Genomic DNA, 19750 nt, shown 5'->3' with positions numbered 1-19750 from the left:
TTTGTAGCGAATTATCGCATCCTGGTCTATACCTGTGATTAGTATGCATAAAATTCGCCAGCAGACTCCTTATATGTTAAAAAAGATTGTTAGGCTCTGTTGGTGTTTACTGATTTTGAGATAATCCATTATCTACCAAAGCTCTTCTATGATGCACAGAATCCTATAATATGGTTTCATTGTTAGTAGCTCCCTTAAAACTTCTTTCATATTTAGAACGAAGGAGTACATCAACCCATTATAATATAGGATTTATTGTAACTAAAAGACCGCTGCGTTACATACCATGCAATCAGCAAATGACCTTATAAGCATGTAGCCGGATTTTCTATTGTGAAAGGTGCCTACTACTTACCCCCATTAGCCTGTAAATCTGCCAAACAGGCCTCATCCAATTCTGGAATGGTGCCCCCACTTATCATATTGACGAGTCCCTCACCTGTTTCCGCTGTCCAATACATCAAACAATCCTCAGTGGTACAATGTCTTCCATTGGGCTCATCTTGATGTGCACTTTGCAGTGGAGTGCCTGCGTTCACCAATCCCAATAAATGTCCAAGCTCATGGTTAAGAACCGTAGTCTCCAGAACTGTGGTACTAGGGGCCAAAGGTTGCCCGCTGAACCCTTTTATCGTCTCTTCGAACAGCACAAAGGAAGTATTGCGGTAAGCCACACCCAAAACAGAGCCGTTCTCCGTGTTCTCTGAGTATTCCCCATCAAGGAAAAGTCCAAAAACTTTTATGATTCCATCTTGGTTGTAGGCTGTACGAATCTCATCTTCAAGACTTCTTATATCAGTAATTGAGTATACATCTTGACCTGGAGATGAAATTTCAGTGAGTTCAATGGAGATTCCATCGGGTTTATTAAGTCTCTGTGATAAAAAGCTTTTAAAATTATCCAAAGTGCTCTCAGTTGGTTTCAATCCGGAAACATAAAATATTTCAATGAAAATTTCGGTGAAATTTGTGTCATCCAACAAATCCGAGGCTGAATCACCCACCGCCTTTCTGTTCTGTGAAACATCCGTTCCATTAGGAAGATTATTTTCAATTGGCCCAGATTCCCCATCAGTGGAACATCCAAAAACAATAATTAACAGTAGTAGAGGTAAACCAATCAGTCGCAATAATAATTTATTTTCCAGTGTCATATTTACATAACGAGGATGTACGGCACATAGTATTGTTCCATACAAAATAGGCTGTGGACACTTACCTTTTCAATTTGTCAATTACTTTTAATTTGCTTTAGCCGGTCGTACCATCCTTAAATTATTTTGTGCGTTTATGAGTTGAAACCGTCATTGCATAACATGCAAAAGGGAAAAGACAAAATCCCTTCCCTTTAAAAAAACTAACTGAACTAACTATATTTTATCAATAGGCATTCAACGACACCCAGCCTTTCTTGAAACTTTTTTTTATTCACTTGGAATTACATAAAAGCAATTATAACATCATTTACCACATATTTTCCTTCTTCTTCCTTTATAGTGCTGCCCGAAGGAATTTCAACCAAAACCCTTGCTTGGTCTGCCGGAATCTCAATATTCTCTTTCATGTCCACCCCTTTGGCAACCATTTGGTGCGAAACAATATCGTACAAATCAACTTTTTGCTTGCTTTGGCACAGATACGTTACCGTTTTGGATTCCTGATGAGGGTTATACATCAAAAACGTAGGGTACGATTCATTTTTATAAAAATCGGTGGCCAAACAATCCAACTTTAGGATTCCCGGCACATCGGTACTTTCTATAATGGCCCCTGCAATACCCACATGACCACTGCCATAAACACTGAACTGGGATACATCAGGATTCTTCGGGTTCCAATGAGGGCCGTCCCCAATGGCAATGGGGGCCTCCATATTGGGATAGCCCTCCAAATGCACATTCTTGATCAGTCCTTCATAAGCAATCACCCCCTTTGTATGCTCTTTTTTGTTGGACAGAGTCTGATGGTCATCGGCCATTTCGTAGGGATAAAAGAATTTGGAGGCATTGGAGGCATTCAACATCCATTTTCCAATGGTTGAAGCATAACGTGTATCGTAGCGTACCATGGGCACCAAGGGCCACATGGTGTCATAGGTGTTCATTAAAAAGGCAAAGCCCCCATGGTCCACAGTGCTGCCTACCAGCCCAGATACATCATATCCGTTCCAGTTGTCCAACAGCACTCCCCAACCTTCACGACATACGGAGTCTCCATTAAAAGTCCAATCCAGTACCTTATGGTAATCGTAATTTGTTCCCTGCTCTGCATTCAAACGTGCTGCTGTGTATGCCCCAAAAGGCATTAAAATCTCATAAAAACGGTTTTCTTCCAGGGACAAAAGTGCCTCAAGAGCAGATTTAGCACCATCAAGGTATTTTGGTTCTTTAAATTTTTGATATGCTGCATACAACACATACGCATGCCCTGCTGCGGCATCTTCTTGGTGGCAAATCCAATTATCCTTGGGCTCCATTTCTCCATAATCGAAAAACGTATGTCCATAATTTCCAGCCAATATGGAATCTGCTTCATAAAAACGATCAGCGATGGATTTTTGCAAGCGCTCAAAATCGGGGTGTTGCGGATAGAAATCGGCCACTCCGTAGAATAGTAGGTTGGGATACACGTCATACCACCAGTCCCTGCCATAGCCACCCCCCAAGAGGGCCACTTCCGGACAAGTATTGTTCATGATGATGTCCCAGCCTGTTTCTGAATTAAAATAATTTTTTAGCATGCCCACATAATCCTCTCCGTTTTGGTCGGACTTGTCTATGCCCACCAAGGAGGCGCCTAAAACAGAGCTTATCGTATTCAGGGATTCGTGGAACATTCCCTGATTGTTTTCCGGGCCTTGTCTGGCATCACCAAGGGCAGTATAGATCCCAAAGGTTTCCTGATCAAAATTTTTCTTGCTCGTATCCTTCCAGACCAAAGGCCAATATTCGCCTGTTTGGGTACTGTCGTATACAATTCGATCATAGAACAGTGCCAAATCTTTAAAATCAAGGATTTTATAAGGCTTGGGCATAAAAGGCATGCTGTCTATACGTGCAATAGGTTTTTGGGCAACGGGCTGCGGTGCTGCTTTTTCATCTTTTTTGCAAGAGGTCGTCAAGATCAAAAAAGTCCCTGCTATGGCAGGAAGAATGTTATTCCATTTCATGTTCCAGTTCTTTTTGTTTTTTCAACAATTGTTTAGCAATTATTATGGAAATCAGTTGCAGTGTTCCTATAATCAAAAGGGCATATCGTAAAGCTATTTCAGTGCTTCCAAAATAGGCAAGTGCAAGAAAGGTCAATGCCCCTATAAACCTCCCTACGTACAATCCAAATTCATGGTTGAGAATATATGAAAACTCGTTTCTTCCCTCAAATTTGGCCAAAACGTCTATCAATTTTAATTGAATGGGAAAATACGCAATATCCAGAATTGGCCGTGCAATCAACAAAAACAACATGAACAGGATGACCCCTGTGGCGTTAAACAGCAATCCGTTGAAAAAAGCGGCCAAGAAAAAGCATACCAGACCCACACTAAATATGGCCAGTCTATGCTTTGGTTTGGAATACTTGCCCAAAAGCAGCATGATGAACGCAGCAATCAAGGCTCCAACGGATTGGGCCGTGCCCAAGGTTCCTTCAGAACCAAAGAACGTCATCATTAGCATGGCCGGAGCGGTTACAATAAACCCTTGGGCCAATCCTTTTAAGTACGACATCTGTATCATCTTCTTCCAGACAGGATGAAACTTAAAGTAGAGAAATTTTTCGCTCTTGGGTTTTTCGTACGACCCCATGTGAAAAATCACAGAGGCGAGTATGGTTATGGCAAAAACAACCACGGTGACCATTTGGTAGCGTAAATTAACGCCTTCGTTGGCCATGGAGTCTCCATTAACAAGATACCAGCCCACCATAATGGGTACAAGTACCCCTGTAACCGTGTAACAGAAAGTATCCAGACCGTAGTAAAAATTACGGGTGAAATCCGAAGTGGTGGTCAGTACCAAATAATCCCGATTGGACCAGTAGAGCCCAAAGGACATTCCCATGATGAGACCGGCCATGGTCAACCCCAAATAACTGATCTCGTCCAGAGACATCATCACTACCATGGAAACACCGCTGAGGAGCATGCCCAAAGAAAACAGTTTTTTTACATCTATCCGGTTCAACAGGTAGCCATTTACCAGAAATGTCAAAGGTATTCCGGAGTAAATGGCCAGTTGGTACAGCATTACCTTGGCGGGGTCGTTTGAATTTCGCATAATGTAGGAGGCCACAAAAATATCCACCACTGGTAATACAAATGCGTAAACAAGATTGGTGATGATAAGAATTTTGGCACTTCTGGAGAAATCTCCCCATCCTATTCCAATTGATTTTTCCATCTTTTAGCTTAAGGTGTTGAGAATTTGGGTTATGGATAGGGTAGCCAATGCCATGTATTCATCCGAAGCTCCATAGTACATGTGGATTTCGTCTCCATCCACTACGTGACCGTTGGTAAAAATGACCTCACCAAAGAATCCTTCCTTTTCATAGATTTCCTCGGGTTCCATAATGGGTGTTTGCGAGCGGGATATTACTTTGGATGGGTCGTTGAGGTCCAACAACAAAGCACCAAGGCAATATCTGTGTTTGTGGTCTGCCCCATGATAAATGGCCAGCCATCCTTTTTCTGTTTTTATGGGGGCGGCCCCGGCACCCAATCTGGCACTATCAAATGCATTGGGACGGGTTCTGGCGATACATTTGTGGTTGCCCCAATGAATTCCATCAGGGGATTCTGCAATCCACATATAGTTTCCGCCAAGCTCTGGACTACTGGGCCTATGGAACGCATAGTACCGTCCGTTGACTTTCTCTTCAAACAAAGCACAATCCTTATTGTGCGGACTAAAAATCATACCATGGGAAGTAAAATCCTTCCAGTTGGTGGTGGTTTTCAACCCAACACCCACGCCTTTGGGAGAAACCATGGTGTAAGTAAGATAGTAGGTGTCCTTTATCTGCGACACACGGCAATCTTCAATTCCATAACTTTCATAAGCGCCTTGACCAAAAAGTGGGGGAAATTCATCAGATTCTTTAAAGTTTATACCATCCGAACTGAACAAAATCCTAAGATGGGATATTGTGGTGAGGTACTGTTCGCCATCATAAGTGATGACGCGGGCATCTGAATTGTCCAATTTTGGGTCTTTAAGGGAAAAGTCCACTATTTTCAACTGTCCTTTTTCGTCATAAATGGGCACAGATACCATTCCTTCTTTTTGTTTTGTGCGTTCGGCCACCCTAAGAACAATGCCTGTTTTTCCATTGAAGGTGAATGCACCGGGATTCAGTAGGCATTCAATGATCATTTGGGGCTGGCTTGGTTTTAAGTCCTTTGGGGACAATAAAGGATTTTGCCCATGGCGGGCCACAACCTTCTTCATACGTATATGTCTTGTGTTAATGGAGAGTAATTCAACCTGTTTGGATAGTGGCAAGTGCTTTACCTGCCACTACCCTTTTCAGGTTTTCTCAGATTTAGTATCCGGGATTTTGGATTATAGAACCTCCTGATTTATCTATGTCTGCTTGCGGGATGGGGTACAAATTATTGTGGGCTTGAAAGTTTTTGCCCAAATCTTGAAGTACGGTCTGTGCAATGCCCCATCGCTTTAGGTCATTGAATCTTTGTGATTCAAAACCTAACTCCACCCTTCTTTCCGATTGGATCCATGATCGCACCTGGGCCTGATCGTTACTATTGGGTCTGTCTGGCAACGTACCCGCAGGTACAACTTCGCCGCTTGCGGTAGGTGTATTGCGGGCCCTTTCCCTAATTTGATTGATAATGGCAACGGCCTCCAAGGGGTTACCACTCTCGTTCAGGGCTTCGGCCTTCCAAAGTAGCACATCGGCATAGCGGATGTAAATCTTGTTGCCCGGAGAATCATCATTCCCTTTATACTCGGTCAAAGACCCCATAATCTTAGGAGAGTGTTGGTTATCCACATTTATTGTGTAATCCAAGCGGGGATCATCAGATTCAAAGGCAGTAAGAAAATCATCGGTAGGCGCAAAAAAGCCCCAACCAGAAACAGCGGCCAGTCCGTTACCATTGCCTGGATTTTCACCTGATCGGTGATCGTAGGCAAAAATGACCTCTTGGTCGTTAAACTCCATCCCGGCATCAAAGGCATCAAAATAGTTATCATTTAGGTCATAAAAGCCCAAGTTGTCCAACTGGGTAATAAAACTTAGAACCTCAGCCCAGTTTTCGCCATAAAGGGCTAATTTCGCCTGTAGTGCAATAATGGCTCCCACGGAAACCCTCCACGGGTCTGTGGCATCTTGTTTTACCTGCGGGGCAAGATCCTTTGCCGTTTGCAAATCGACCCCAATTTGGGCCATTACCTCATCTTTGGGAGCCCTTACCGATACCGAAAAAGCCTCTTCAAACGATTCCGGGGATTTTAAGATCAATGGGACATCACCAAAGTTGTTCACCAAATCAAAATAGTAATAGGCCCTAAGAAAGTACGCCTCAGACAAAAGCTGATCTCTTCTAGCAGAGGATATCCCTGTCTTTTGCACCACTTCATCATCGGTTAAAAAACCTATTGCAAGGTTACTTCTACTGATACCTTCATAGTCGTATGTCCAAATCCCGTTGAATGCCTGATTCTCGGGTGTAAACACAAAGTTCCCGATTTCGTCCATCCAGGCTTGGTCACCGTCCGGATTCCATTTTTTGTTCATGTCATTGGCTGCCATATCCTGCAAAATAATATCGTTACGGAATACGGTACCAAGGTCCCAACGCCATCCGGGTATAATACTGTTCAAGGTATTCCGTAACGGTTGATACGCGGATTCAACCGCAGATTCAACCGTTTCCATGGTAGGATCGGTATCTACTTGGTCCAAAGTAAGCAGACCAATGGGATCGTTGTCGAGTTCACTGGTGCAGGAAACCACAACCGTGAAAGACAACAGTAGCAAAAAGGTTTTATATAGCTTTTTCATCTTGATTTTTTTTGTGATTAGAATTTAGCATTTAGTCCAAGGAGTACTGAAGCTGAGCTCGGGTAGGTACCCTTATCTATCAAATCCGTGGTTTCTGGATCTAGGCCCGTATAGTCTGTGAAGGTCCAAAGGTTCTGGCCTGAAATATATAATCTTAGGGCGTTTATACCGCTGATATCCTTTAGGGTATACCCCAATTCAATGTTCTTGAGCCTGATGTAGGAGGCGTCTTCAACAAAAATACTGGATATCCTGCTGCTGCCATTATCCTCAAAAGCAACCCGGGGCACACTGTTGGTACTGTTCTCGCCATCCCAGGCATTTAAAATTGCAGTGGTAAAGTTGAACGGCCTGGTATCGTAATCTACGATTTTCTTTCCATCGTTATATCGGTCTACACCCTCCACGCCTTGAAAAAGAAAGGAAAAATCCCATCCTTTGTAAGAGGAGTTAAATGCCAAACCAAAGGTTAAATCGGGAATGGGCGATCCAATGAATTCACGGTCATTGTCCGCACTTATGATTCCATCTCCATTCAAGTCCTTAAAGCGGATGTCCCCGGGCTTAGCAGACGGATTTGGAGTGCCGCTAAGGTGTTCATCAATCTCAGCTTGATTCTGATAGATGCCTTCCATGCGGTATCCGTAGTAGGCATTTAGTGGTTGCCCTACAGTGGTACGCGTTACCTCGCCCACAATGTTGGGGAGATTGGGGTGCAATTTTTCCACCTCATTGTCCAAAGTGGCCAAGTTGGCATTGATGCTGTATTTAAATTCCTTATCGGAATTCTGATAGTTGACAGACAGTTCAAAACCTTTGTTCCTTACCTCTCCTGCATTAAGGATTGTAGGTTGAACGTTCCCTACAATGGATGGCAAGCTTATGGGCAATAGGATATCACTGGTGTATTTGTTGAAATACTCTGCCGTTATGTTCAACTTGTTCTGGAAAAGCCCTAGATCTACCCCAAAGTTGGTCTGTTCCGAACTTTCCCATTTTAGGTCTGGATTTCCAAAGCGATTGGTCTTTACGATACCGTTCTCCTGACTGATCAATGTCAAATAGGTATAATTGTCTATTTCTTGGTTTCCAAGAATACCCCAACTGGCCCTGAACTTTAAATTGGACAACCAATCCACATCGCTCAGAAAGGCTTCATCCGAAATTTTCCATCCTGCCGAAACCGATGGAAAATACCCCCACTGGTTGTTCTCCGCAAATCGGGAAGAGGCATCAGCCCTTAGGTTGGCTGTAATCAAATATTTGTTGTCAAAGGAGTAAGAAGCCGACCCAAAATAAGAGAAAAGTGCCCATTCCGATGCAGATCCACTGTTCCAGATATCCAACTCGGTACCACCATAGTCCAAATAACGGAATTGCTCAGTGGTATACGGGAACCTTGCCCTACTGGCCCCAATTGATGAGGCATAGTTTGTGATGTACTCCATTCCGATTAAGGCACTTAAATCATGCTTTTCGTTTAAAAGAGTTTTATAATTAAGGGTGTTGTTCACGGTCAATGTAAAGGCTTCCCCTCTAGATTCATTTAAGCTGTTGGGCCTGTTTTGTCTTCCCAAACCGGCATCAATGGCGTTCCCACCTCCATCATCATCGCCATAATTCTCATTGAACACTTTGTTATGGAAAAATGAAAGGTCAATACCCACATTTGTTCTGAATGTCAAATTCTTATCCTTTAAAAAGCGATATTCCCCGAACACGTTGCCAAATGTCCTGTACATTCGCTCCGTATTGTCAGTGAAATAGGCCCGGGCAATGGGGTTGCCCACCATTTCGTACATACTGCGCTGCAACCCAGCATCATAACCTGTTTCGGTGTAGAACGGCATGTCCGTAAAGGGATCTCTTTCCGAATAGGTGGGATCGTTTTCATCCTTAAATACAGGAATCACAGGTGCCCTGAGGAGGGCATACCGAATAAGACTTTCCCCCCTTGATGCCACCAAATCATTCTTGTCATAAGAAAGTTGGAGGTTGGTACCAATCTTGATACGATCTGTCAAATCAGCACTTATATTTGTTCTGTAATTTATCCGTTGATACCTGTCGTTATCATAGACTACAATTCCATCTTGACCAAAATACCCCAAGGACATTAGGTACTGTAATTTTTCATTTCCGCCACTGGCAGTCAATTGCAGGTTCTGCGTACGTCCGGTTTCAAAAAGTTCATCCAACCAATTAGTGTCGGCGAAATCGGAGCGGCCGCGATCAGCGGTATAGGGATTATCCCCGGTATAGGTGTTGTCCCAAGCTTTTTCGAGCGTATTGATGTACTGCTCAGCATTGAGCATATTGGGTAGGTCGGTGGCCTTATTGAATCCATTGAAATAATCCACATTAAAGGACATCTTTCCTTTTGCTCCTTGCTTTGTGGTTATCACCACCACACCTCCTGATGCCCTGGAACCATAGATAGCGGCGGCCGCAGCATCCTTGAGAACAGTAATGGACTTAATATCGGCTTGGTTCATAAATGCAATATCCCTGGAAGGGATTCCATCCACAATGTACAATGGATTATTATTGCCAATGGTTCCTTCGCCTCGTATCCGTATTTCAACGGGATCACCTGGGGCCCCTGTGCTAGCGGTTACCTGTACACCTGCCACTTGCCCTTGAAGTGCTTGGGACACATTGGCCACCCTTGTTTTCTCAAGATTCTCTACATCTACCACTGCAACTGCTCCCGTAAGATCAGCTTTCTTTTGCGAGGTATACCCTACTATGACTACTTCATCCAGCTGTTGGGCATCTTCGGCCAAAACCACTTCGATACGGGTTCTACCATTTAATTCTATTTCCATTGGCATAAAGCCAATACTGCTTACCACCAAGATAGCATCGGTGGCTACGTTCTGCAACGTAAAGTTCCCATCAAAATCAGTTGCCGTACCAGAAGAAGTTCCCTTGACCACAATACTGGCACCTGGTATGGGGACCTGTCCATCCGAAACATATCCTGAAACATTTAATTGGGCATGCCCGGTGCATATACCCATGAACAGAAAAAATGCGATGAACGATTCTTTTAAAAATGAGTTAGATTTCATATTTCGCAATTTTAGTTTGTTTGAAATTGTTAGTGTGCATTTTGTTTGTTGGTATTTTATGAATTTCGCGATCTATCAAATGTACAGATGGTACAATTCGCAGGTGTACACTATATTATCAAAAGTGTACACCTTGATTTAAAAATCTGATTATGAAATATTTAAATTTTCAAAAAGGGGCAGTTCGAGTAGCCTCGGGGATATCTTTGCGGTTCAACAAGTAGAAGATATTAAGTGTTGGAAAGAAGTGGGTTCCCGGATTTCCACTATTTATCGTTTTCAATGGTTTGCTCTTGGGGAAGGTCTTTCTTGTGAAACAGTTGATAATCCTTCGGGGTCTTGTGAAACAATTTCTTGAATTCCCTATAAAAGTATGATCTGTTATTGAATCCAGAACGATAACATACTTCTGTAACCGTTAGATTTGTTTTTCGAAGAAGCTCAGAGGCATGCCGTAATCGCACTGTTCGGATAAGATCCCCTGGCGAAAAGTTTAACAATTCCTTGGTTTTTCTATAGAGTTGAGATGAACTCATACCCAACTCCTGCTCTATAAAACTACTTTGAAGCTTATCGTTTTCCATATTGCTGACAATAAGCCCCATAAGTTTTTCAATGAATAGCTTATCATCATCCTGCGTGATCAGGGCTGTTAAATCTTCAAAAGGTGAACCTTGGGAGAAGTGTTTCAACATACGCTCCCGTTCTTCCAACAGCTTTTGGATTCGCATCATCAAATAGTCTGGGTGGAAAGGTTTTGATATATAATCGTTGGCCCCACTTTCTATCCCTATTATTTTATGGTCCATAGAGTCCTTTGCCGTGAGCATGACAAAAGGAATATGACAGGTATCCAAATTATTCTTCACCCGCTTGCAGAGTTCCACCCCATCCATAATGGGCATCATTACATCACTCAGAATAAGGATGGGTTCTTTCTTTTTAATAAGGTCAAGGGCTCTTTCACCGTTTGATGCGGTTTCTAAATAATACACATTTCCCAGCAGTTCTTCCAAAAGGTATTGAACCTCAGGGTCATCTTCCACCACAAGTACGTAGTCCTGCTTTATTTTGGTCTGCTGTTCCAAAGTCTCCAGTTTGCCATAAACCGATTTTGTATCTTGATTCTCCTCGCCTTGATCAGTGATATCCCTTAGGTGCTGGGAGATATATGGTGTGGTTGATGACAACTCTCCTGAAACATCTGCTTTCCCACACGGGAACGCCACCCTAAATGTGGTGTTTCTGTTAGGCTCACTTACAACTGATATGTTACCTTTCAACAATTGCACTAGTTTTTTGGTGTAGGCCAGCCCAATTCCTGTTCTAAACATGTTTGACCCAACTTCCTTGTCTTGCTCCAAGAGATAGAACTTCTCGAATATATCATTCAATTTTTCCTTTGGAATTCCTTTTCCAGAATTTACAATGTTGAGGACCAGGTTCCTTTCCCCATCCAGTTCATGTATTTTAATATCCAGCTCTATGAGGCCTTCTTCAGGGGTATACTTAAATGCATTGGAGAGAAGATTAAAAATAATTTTTTCAATCAAATCCTTATCAAACCACCCCATGAGGCTCTTGGGCAGATTTACCTCATAATTGATGTTTTTCTTGAGGGCCATTTCATCAAAAAGCTCCGCTATCTGTTCCACAAGACTCACCAAATCAAAGTGTTCACTGTTTATTTTTAAATGCCCATCCTCAGCCTTTCTGAACTCCAAAATCTGTTGGGTTAGAAAAAGTAGTCTAGACGTGTTTTTCTTCACCATATCAAAATACTTTTTGGCCTTTTCATCAAAAGACATGGTTTCCCCCAACTTTTGGACCGGGGCCACCATTAAAGTAAGTGGGGTCTGAAGTTCATGGGCCACATTGGTGAAAAAATCCAGCCGATTCTCATGTGCCCTTTCTTCCTGTTTACGTATTAGGATGTTATGTGCCAGTGATCTTCTTTTCTTATAATATTCCAAAGCAAAAAGAATAATAAGTATCAAAAGCACGGAATAAAGTATCCACGCTGTGACCGAACGCCAGAATATTGGAGCTATATTGAACCGGACAGCTTCCACGGGTTCGCTCCATACTCCATCCCCATTGGTCCATTTAAGCCAGAGCTCATATTTCCCAGAGGGTATATTGGTGAACGAAAGATTGGTCCTGGAACCAATTTGATTCCAATCAGGGTCAAAATTCTTTAGTTGATAGGCATATCTACATTTCTTGTTGTTGATGAAGGTCAGTGCAGAGAACTCGATATTAAGAAAATTCTGGTTATGTTTCAACTTGATGACCGAAGGTGAAAATCCTTCTGGACGGATGACCAAATTTTGATCATAGGGCGCACTTCCATCCTGACCACTTATCTTATTGATGAAAAGGTTGGGTACCCTAACCGAGGCATTTATCCGTTCTGGGACAAAATAGTTAAAGCCTTTTCGTCCCCCCATAAAAATGTACTTCGTACCGGCATAGGCGGCTCCGTCACCAAACTCATTGTCTTGCAACCCTTCTTCCTTGGTGTAATTATAAAAAACCTGATCGGCAATATCGAATTTTGAAAGGCCATAATTGGTGCTCACCCAAATATTTCCAGCTCTGTCTGAAGTAATTCCATGTATGGTATTGCTGGGCAATCCATCTTTCACCGTATAACGCAAAAATTCACTTTCACCCGTATACCGGTTAAGGCCAAAGCTCGTGCCAATCCACAACTCTCCCTTAGGAGACCTGTACATACAAAGAATATCATTGTTGGACAAACTTTTTGGATTACCTTCATCGTGCATGTATACACTAAAGGTCTTCGTTTTTTTATTAAAAAGGTTCAAACCTCCCAAACGTGTACCTATCCATAAAGACTCATGGTCTCTGGGTACAATGGAGTAAATCATGTTACTATTTATTTCCCCTATTTCGCCCCTGTTCCCCATATATTGTTCAAATTCTTTCAACCACACCCCATTACTTGCGCGGATAAGCTTAAATCGGACAAGTCCAAATCCACTGGTTCCTGCCCAGATTATACCATCTTCACCTTGGTACAGCGCGTAAACAGACCTAAATTGTGGCAAGTTGGATGTTCCTTTTATTTCATCCCATGGCACAAAGGTGTCCTCTTTTAAATCATATAATGAAATCCCAGGACCATCGGTTCCAATGAGCAGGAAGCCTTCCTTGGTATGTTGCAGTGAATAGGCCGCATTGTTAAGGCCACTGTTCTCTTGATTAAGATTGACATACTTTAATTTTTCATTTTTTTGACCCAAAAAGTCCGATGGGAAACGAAACACCCCTTTACCCTTTGTTCCTATCCAAAAAGAATGATTTGGAACTTCAAGGAAGGAACGGACAATAGTTCCTTCAAAGTCCGGGATTTGTTGACCAGACAATCCGTGAAAGGGCTTGTTGTTTTGATGCAACCGAAAAACCCCTTCTCCATCCGTTGCGGCCCAATAAATCCCTTCAGTTCCTTCAAACAGAGCTGTAAGTTTGTTGCCATTCAACATACTTAACCATTTTGGGGTAGATACATCTTTGTTTTTTCCCACCAAAAAGTGTTGGGTATCCGATGAAATCACAACACCATCCTTTACCGAACCAATCACTGAACTAGGTTTGTCCAGTTCCATTTTTTCCTGATTCTCTGTTTTAGTGGAGAAAATAATGGGAGTACCTTCAAAATTGATCAAAAGGAGATTTTCCTTGTCCAAAGACTCAAAACTGAGTATATTTTCTACAAGTGTTGTATGCCCCATGGCCTTCACCATTCCCATCTCTTGTTGAAGTTGAAGCATGAAAAGTTGACCTGATGCATCCAAAACAAGGAGCTTCTCATTTTCCAAAAACTTCATCTGCACAATCGGAGATTTTAACAGTGTATCGTCCCAAACCTTTTCAAAAGAACCTTGATTGAACATTCCTATTCCCCATTCCTTGGCATATGCAAAGAGCCTCTTGTCAGGAGATAAAGCCATGTTGAATTCAGTATCCGTTAAAGTGACCTTGTCCTTTTTTGAAAAATAGAATCGTTCAAAATCGTCCGTTTGTTTATCATATCTATTTATACCATGCATGGTGAGTACCCAAACATCGCCCTGTGCATCTTCAGTTACCTTTAACACCACCTGATTGCTCAAAGAGGTATCGTTGTTGAGCTCGGGCCTAAAAACCTTGAAACTGTTACCATCATATCTGTTCAGTCCATCCCATGTTCCCAACCATAGGATATTGTCAGAATCCTGAAAAACAGTATTTACGGAACTGTGTGATATTCCTGTTGCATTATCAAGTTGTTTTAGAATATAATCTGTCTCTGATGAAAAATGGTTCAAAGGAGCTTTTCCCGAAAGTGGGTTGACCAAAGAATCTTGATTTGACATACAGTACAAACCCTGTAGCCTTATTAAGCAGGCTAGCAATGACAAAAAAACCAGTGTTCTTTCATAGTTCCACATGAAATAAAAGTATCAAATAAGAATCAAAGTAAGTGAAAGTTTCAGGGAGCAATGTCGCTAAACCTTTTCCGATTAACAAGAAACATAAAACACAAACCCTAAAATCAAACCTACAATTAAATTCAACTTGGTCATGACTCTCATTTTTTAAGCTTTTCCTTGATTCAGAGAGGCGTCTTATTGTTCATATTATTCGATAGGTAGTTTATCTAAATCCGCTAAAAAAGCAAATCGCTTATCGTATACCCATCTATTCGAAATGGTTCAGCCTGTGTGGCTGCACGATGAACTTCTTTTTAAATTCATTCCTTAGAATTAGCCCAATCAATCCCCTCCAAAAATTATATTATCCGTGCCAACACCGGCTTTCGCATTTCCATGAGGGCACAGTCCCCGATATCACTTTTGGCAAACGGGTCACAAATTCAACCGGCTCACCATAATTGGCCTATGAAATGCCCACATTGGATTCATGGCCTCCATAAACCATATCAAAATTGTTGGCTTGGAAAAACCTCGAAAAACCTTGAGGCGAGAGTCGCAACATTACCTCACCGAACGCTATGACTTTTTTCATTCAGTTGATTTTCAACTTAATTTTCTTCTATTAAAAGTTAAAATAAGCCTTGGCATTTCGGTAACTGATATCTTGCACCAAACCTCCTATGTAAGCCATATCGTTTGGCAAGAGTCCTTTTTTTATATCATTTCCTAAAATATTGCACAAAAGTCTCCTGAAATATTCATGTCTTGGAAAAGAAAGGAAGCTTCTTGAGTCTGTGAGCATTCCCACAAAGCAGCTCAAGAACCCCATATTGGAAAGAGCATTTATCTGCTTTTCCATACCGTCTAACTGATCCATATACCACCACCCCGATCCAAATTGCATTTTACCTTTTATGCTACCATCGTTAAAATTTCCAACCATGGTGGCGAAGACTTCATTATAGGCAGGATTTAAATTATAGAGTATGGTTTTTGCCAGTTGATCTGTGCTGTCCAATTCATTTAAAAATCCGGCCAGTCCGCTGGCTTGGGAAAAATCACCTATGGAATCAAATCCGGTATCAGGGCCTAATTGTGTCATTTTTCTTGCATTGGTATTCCGAAGTGCTCCTAGGTGAAATTGTTGCACCCAACCCAATCTATGATATTCCCGACAAAGATGCATCAAGGTTTCAAACTTAAAATAGCCTATCTCATCAGGCATCAAATCTGCCCCATTGACTACCTTTTTAAAGATTACCTCAGCATCAAACGTGTTTGGTTTAAAATGATACAATTGTTCCAATCCGTGATCTGAAAGACGTCCACCATTTTCATGAAAAAACATGATTCTCTTCTTGGCGGCCTCTATTAAATCACCATAAGATTTTATCTGTATATCCGCCACTTCACCCAAACGCTCAATATACGATTTGTAGGAAGTGTGATCTTCAATGGCATATAACTTATCCGGCCGGAAGGAGGGTAGCATCTTTGGTAAAATGCCGTTCTTCTTTGTTTTTTGATGATGCTCCAACGAATCAATAGGATCATCCGTTGTACAAACCACTTCCACACTAAACAGTTGTAAAAGACCAACAGCACCATGACTGCCTTTTTGGAGTTGTTGGCTGGCATTCTTGTAAACCTGCGTTGCATTCGCTCCTGTCAGCAAATCTTCAATACCAAAGTAACGTTGCAACTCTAAATGTGTCCAGTGATACAAGGGATTTCTTAGCGTAAATGGTACGGTTTCTGCCCACTTTTGAAACTTTTCCTCATCTGATGCCCCTCCGGTAATGTAATGCTCATCTATTCCCAAGGTTCGCATTGCCCTCCATTTGTAATGATCCCCAGCCAGCCACGCCTCCGTTATATTTTTGAACTGATGGTTATTGACTATTTGCTCTGGAGAAAGATGATTATGATAGTCAATGATGGGCATTTCCTTGGCATAATCGTGATACAATTGCTTTGCATATGGTGTCTCCAGTAAAAAGTTGTCTTTTATAAATGTCATGACTCCAAGGTTCTCTCAATTCCGTACATCACCCCCCTGAGTTCTGCAAGTCCCCGTAAGCGGCCTATTGCTGAATATCCTGGGTTTGTTTTTTTCTGAATATCGTCCAACATCTGATGCCCATGGTCTGGACGCATGGGCATGCGGTGGTTCTTTGTATTTTTTTTGCCACGTTTGATTTGTTCTTTGAGCAGTTCATACATTACCGCATACATATCCACATCACCATCCAAATGGTCTGCCTCAAAGAAATTGCCCAAATCATCTCTTTTGGTACTTCTGAGGTGAATGAAGTTGATTTTTTCCGATAAACGATTGGCCATTCCTGCCAAATCGTTATCCGCCCTCACCCCAAAAGATCCTGTGCAAAAACACAGTCCGTTGTGTGGACTATCATAAGCTGAAAGCAATTTTTGGGCATCTTCCTCTGTGCTTACCACTCGTGGCAACCCCAACATTGGGTATGGTGGATCATCTGGATGAATTGCCAGAAAAACACCTGCTTTTTCAGCAGTGGGCCCTATTTCTTTGATAAAACTGTACAGATTTTGCCTGAGTTCTTGATCTCCTATTGTATTGTACGTATCCAGGGCTTTCTGAAACTGTTCCAAGGTATAGCCCTCCTCAGCCCCTGGCAATCCGGCGATAATGTTCTGGACCAAGCTGTTCCTCGCATCTTCGTCCATTGCATTGAATTTGTCCATGGCGCGTACAACGGCATCATCAGAATAGTGATTAAAAGCCTTTTCACGTTTGAGAATGAAGAGTTCAAATGCCGCGAATTCGGTGGCATCAAACCGAAGCGCATACGAACCATCTGGCATTTTATAGGAAAGATCGGTACGGGTCCAATCCAGAATGGGCATAAAGTTGTAGCACACGGTATCTATTCCACACGAACCTAGGTTTTCAATACTTTGCTTGTAATTGGCAATGAACTCAAGATAATTTCCTGTTCTTTTTTTAATATCCTCATGAACAGGTATACTTTCCACTACCGACCATGTTAGGCCGGCGGCCTCCACAATTTCCTTTCGTTTATTGATTTCAGAAATGGGCCAAACATCACCATTGGGAATGTCATGCAAGGCAGTCACTATTCCAGTTGCTCCGGCCTGCCTAATATCAGAAAGGGAAACTGGGTCTTTGGGACCATACCATCGCCATGTTTGTTCTAAACCCATAAAAGTTGATTTTTTGTCACCACGCTACTGTTTTTATGTACCACTAAAAACATTGAATCCACCATCAATGGGAACCGCAATACCAGAAACAAATTTTGATTGGCCGCTACCCAAACAAGGGGCAGTACCCACCTTCGAAAAATGAGCGGCCAACACTTTTTCCTGTACTTCTCTACATTTTGGATTTTCCATAGATTTTTTTGGGGGTTGGCTCTAGGTTCAATACCAAATTTTAGTTTCTGCGTACTTTTAACACAGTTGTAAATATATAGATATTTTCATCCCCAACGGTTAAAAATTAATTTTATATCAAAAACAAAATTGCGGAAAGTAGAAAAAACATTGGTTTTTCCTAAAGAGATTCCCGTTAAGCTTTAGTTACTCTTAGCCCTTTGAACTTGTATTTATTTCCAAAAAAAAGTATTTTGTTTGAAATACAAATGTTCAGGATATTGTTACCCAGGGCACATCATAAAACAATAATTTAGACCAAGGTGGATCTTTACTTTTAACTTCTCTTGTAGATAAGGCAATACAAAGCAATTTCAATCTATTCATAAATGGTTGACTTAAACAGCACAATACCTTAACCAAGCTCAATACATACCCACCGTGGATTACTGGCACTGTGCCCTTTAATTCCTTATTTTTGATGTTTTTTGATGCTCTTTGCAGAGCAACATTCGACATCGTTTTCACTTTTTGTGTTACTTTTACACAGTTTTTAAAGGTATAGTTTTTTTGCATACCTCGTAGAGATTCAATCAATTCTAAATGACAAGACAAGAAAGTCTCCAAGAAATCCAGGTAAAACAAGATTCTTTTGAATGCTCGGTCACAGCAGATATAACTGTGTTCGGATATGTAGGGGGAAAACTTAAAATACTCTTAATCAAAAGGTCATTCGGATATTACAAGAACCACTGGCATATTCCCGGGGGAGTGATGGAGGAAGGTGAAACTATAGAAGATTGCGCAGAAAAAGTGCTGTTTACACTGACAGGTTTTAAGGATATCCATTTTCAACAAGTGAAAACTTACACGGATTTAGATAGGCACCCCTTAAAAAGGGTCATCACAATTTGTTTTTATGCATTGATAAAACCAGAGAACCACCCGCTCACATTAAAAGGGAATGTAACGAGTATCGACTGGTTTGACATAGATAAACTTCCAGACAAATTTGCTTATGATCATGAAAAACTCATCAACGAAGCTTATTCCTTTCTCCGCAACAACCTAAAGCATAAACTTATTGTAGGGGAACTATTACCCAGGAAATTTACCATGCACGAGCTTCAAAGTCTTTATGAAGATATCTTGGACGTAAAACTAGATAGACGGAATTTCAGAAAACAGATACTTCAGATGGATGTTTTAGAGAACACCGGAAAGAAAAAAAAGGGAGTACAGGGTGGTCCATTTTTGTACAAATTAAAATAATAAGAGGTGCAAACAGCCTAGTGGCACAACCTACCTCATTTTGATGGTGATCAATTTTTATTCTGTGGCACAGAGTAGCAAAATATCTTTTATCCTTAAGCATTGAATCCACTTAAAAAGTAATTCCCCATCTCTCAATTCTAATCTGAAGTCTAAATCCCTTAACCTTAATACACTTTTATAAGCGGTAGACCACCTAAAGGTTTCCTTTTAATTCATTTTCCTTGGAATTGGTGCTATCTGCAGTTAGCCTTAAACAAAAAACAGGAAATTAATTGATTGCCTGTTTTTAATATGTTAAAGTCGGGGTGGCAGGCCCATCCCGCTAAACATAAGTAGTTGATTTTCAATTTTTTACACCGTTAACTAAGACCAGTTAACCGAACCCTGAACCGTGTTCAAATCGGCACATCCAGAGGCAAAACTTATGGGAGTTTTACACCACTAATTTAGGCATTTTTTTGATAAGTGGATAGGGCGGTTAAGGAATACCACTCACAGCGGATTAAAGTGAGCAGGGCAAACGAAGTGTTTAAAATCGATTCATCCGTGGATTAACAT

11 protein-coding genes and 1 pseudogene are annotated in these 19750 nt (G+C 41.5%); 1 reads left to right on the top strand and 11 read right to left on the bottom strand.

Annotation, left to right across the window (positions count from 1 at the left end; all coding sequences use genetic code 11):
- Positions 1-347: 347 nt before the first annotated feature.
- From AB1A65_RS09180 to AB1A65_RS09130, 11 genes and pseudogenes are all read right to left on the bottom strand, one after another.
- The gene (locus tag AB1A65_RS09180; protein WP_366588112.1) at positions 348-1154 is read right to left on the bottom strand and encodes a membrane metalloprotease; all 807 of its coding nucleotides are present in this window, start codon (positions 1152-1154) and stop codon (positions 348-350) included.
- 284 nt (positions 1155-1438) lie between these two features.
- Positions 1439-3169, bottom strand: a complete 1731-nt coding sequence (locus AB1A65_RS09175; RefSeq protein ID WP_366588110.1) for a hypothetical protein — start codon at positions 3167-3169, stop codon at positions 1439-1441.
- Positions 3156-4397: an MFS transporter gene (locus AB1A65_RS09170; protein WP_366588108.1), complete on the bottom strand. Its 1242-nt coding sequence runs from the start codon at positions 4395-4397 to the stop codon at positions 3156-3158. Before AB1A65_RS09170 ends, AB1A65_RS09175 begins: the two co-directional genes overlap by 14 nt.
- A 3-nt stretch (positions 4398-4400) precedes the next feature.
- Positions 4401-5447 (bottom strand): glycoside hydrolase family 130 protein, encoded by a 1047-nt coding sequence (locus AB1A65_RS09165; protein WP_366588106.1) that lies wholly within the window; start codon positions 5445-5447, stop codon positions 4401-4403.
- A gap of 94 nt (positions 5448-5541) precedes the next feature.
- Positions 5542-7026 (bottom strand): RagB/SusD family nutrient uptake outer membrane protein, encoded by a 1485-nt coding sequence (locus AB1A65_RS09160; protein WP_366588103.1) that lies wholly within the window; start codon positions 7024-7026, stop codon positions 5542-5544.
- A gap of 17 nt (positions 7027-7043) precedes the next feature.
- A complete protein-coding gene (locus AB1A65_RS09155) occupies positions 7044-10100 on the bottom strand; it encodes a TonB-dependent receptor (RefSeq protein WP_366588101.1) in 3057 nt (1018 codons plus the stop codon).
- A gap of 266 nt (positions 10101-10366) precedes the next feature.
- Positions 10367-14482, bottom strand: coding sequence for a two-component regulator propeller domain-containing protein (locus AB1A65_RS09150; protein ID WP_366588099.1), 4116 nt, complete (start codon positions 14480-14482; stop codon positions 10367-10369).
- 402 nt (positions 14483-14884) lie between these two features.
- Positions 14885-15134 (bottom strand): annotated as a pseudogene (locus AB1A65_RS09145) (PfkB family carbohydrate kinase); the annotation flags it as partial.
- A 30-nt stretch (positions 15135-15164) separates the two neighbouring features.
- Positions 15165-16562: a glucuronate isomerase gene (gene uxaC / locus AB1A65_RS09140; RefSeq protein WP_366588097.1), complete on the bottom strand. Its 1398-nt coding sequence runs from the start codon at positions 16560-16562 to the stop codon at positions 15165-15167.
- Positions 16559-17746, bottom strand: a complete 1188-nt coding sequence (uxuA, locus tag AB1A65_RS09135; RefSeq protein WP_366588095.1) for a mannonate dehydratase — start codon at positions 17744-17746, stop codon at positions 16559-16561. The genes uxaC and uxuA overlap by 4 nt, the downstream gene beginning before the upstream one ends.
- A gap of 33 nt (positions 17747-17779) precedes the next feature.
- Complete coding sequence (locus tag AB1A65_RS09130; protein WP_366588093.1) at positions 17780-17938, bottom strand: hypothetical protein; 159 nt, start codon at positions 17936-17938, stop codon at positions 17780-17782.
- Positions 17939-18520: 582 nt separating this feature from the next.
- On the opposite strand from AB1A65_RS09130, the gene AB1A65_RS09125 reads away from it, so the two are divergent.
- On the top strand, positions 18521-19189 hold the full coding sequence (locus AB1A65_RS09125) for an NUDIX domain-containing protein (protein WP_366588091.1): 669 nt from the start codon (positions 18521-18523) through the stop codon (positions 19187-19189).
- Positions 19190-19750: the final 561 nt, after the last annotated feature.

The organism is Allomuricauda sp. ANG21 (genome assembly GCF_040705235.1).
Classification (GTDB): Bacteria; Bacteroidota; Bacteroidia; order Flavobacteriales; family Flavobacteriaceae; genus Flagellimonas; species Flagellimonas marina.
This window is presented reverse-complemented; position numbering and strand designations above follow the sequence as displayed.

Coding starts and splice junctions, on each gene's coding strand:
- AB1A65_RS09180 (WP_366588112.1), bottom strand. CDS start 1,154: ATGACACTGGAAAATAAATTATTATTGCGACTGATTGGTTTACCTCTA.
- AB1A65_RS09150 (WP_366588099.1), bottom strand. CDS start 14,482: ATGTCAAATCAAGATTCTTTGGTCAACCCACTTTCGGGAAAAGCTCCT.
- AB1A65_RS09165 (WP_366588106.1), bottom strand. CDS start 5,447: ATGAAGAAGGTTGTGGCCCGCCATGGGCAAAATCCTTTATTGTCCCCA.
- uxaC (WP_366588097.1), bottom strand. CDS start 16,562: ATGACATTTATAAAAGACAACTTTTTACTGGAGACACCATATGCAAAG.
- uxuA (WP_366588095.1), bottom strand. CDS start 17,746: ATGGGTTTAGAACAAACATGGCGATGGTATGGTCCCAAAGACCCAGTT.
- AB1A65_RS09155 (WP_366588101.1), bottom strand. CDS start 10,100: ATGAAATCTAACTCATTTTTAAAAGAATCGTTCATCGCATTTTTTCTG.
- AB1A65_RS09160 (WP_366588103.1), bottom strand. CDS start 7,026: ATGAAAAAGCTATATAAAACCTTTTTGCTACTGTTGTCTTTCACGGTT.
- AB1A65_RS09175 (WP_366588110.1), bottom strand. CDS start 3,169: ATGAAATGGAATAACATTCTTCCTGCCATAGCAGGGACTTTTTTGATC.
- AB1A65_RS09170 (WP_366588108.1), bottom strand. CDS start 4,397: ATGGAAAAATCAATTGGAATAGGATGGGGAGATTTCTCCAGAAGTGCC.
- AB1A65_RS09125 (WP_366588091.1), top strand. CDS start 18,521: ATGACAAGACAAGAAAGTCTCCAAGAAATCCAGGTAAAACAAGATTCT.
- AB1A65_RS09130 (WP_366588093.1), bottom strand. CDS start 17,938: ATGGAAAATCCAAAATGTAGAGAAGTACAGGAAAAAGTGTTGGCCGCT.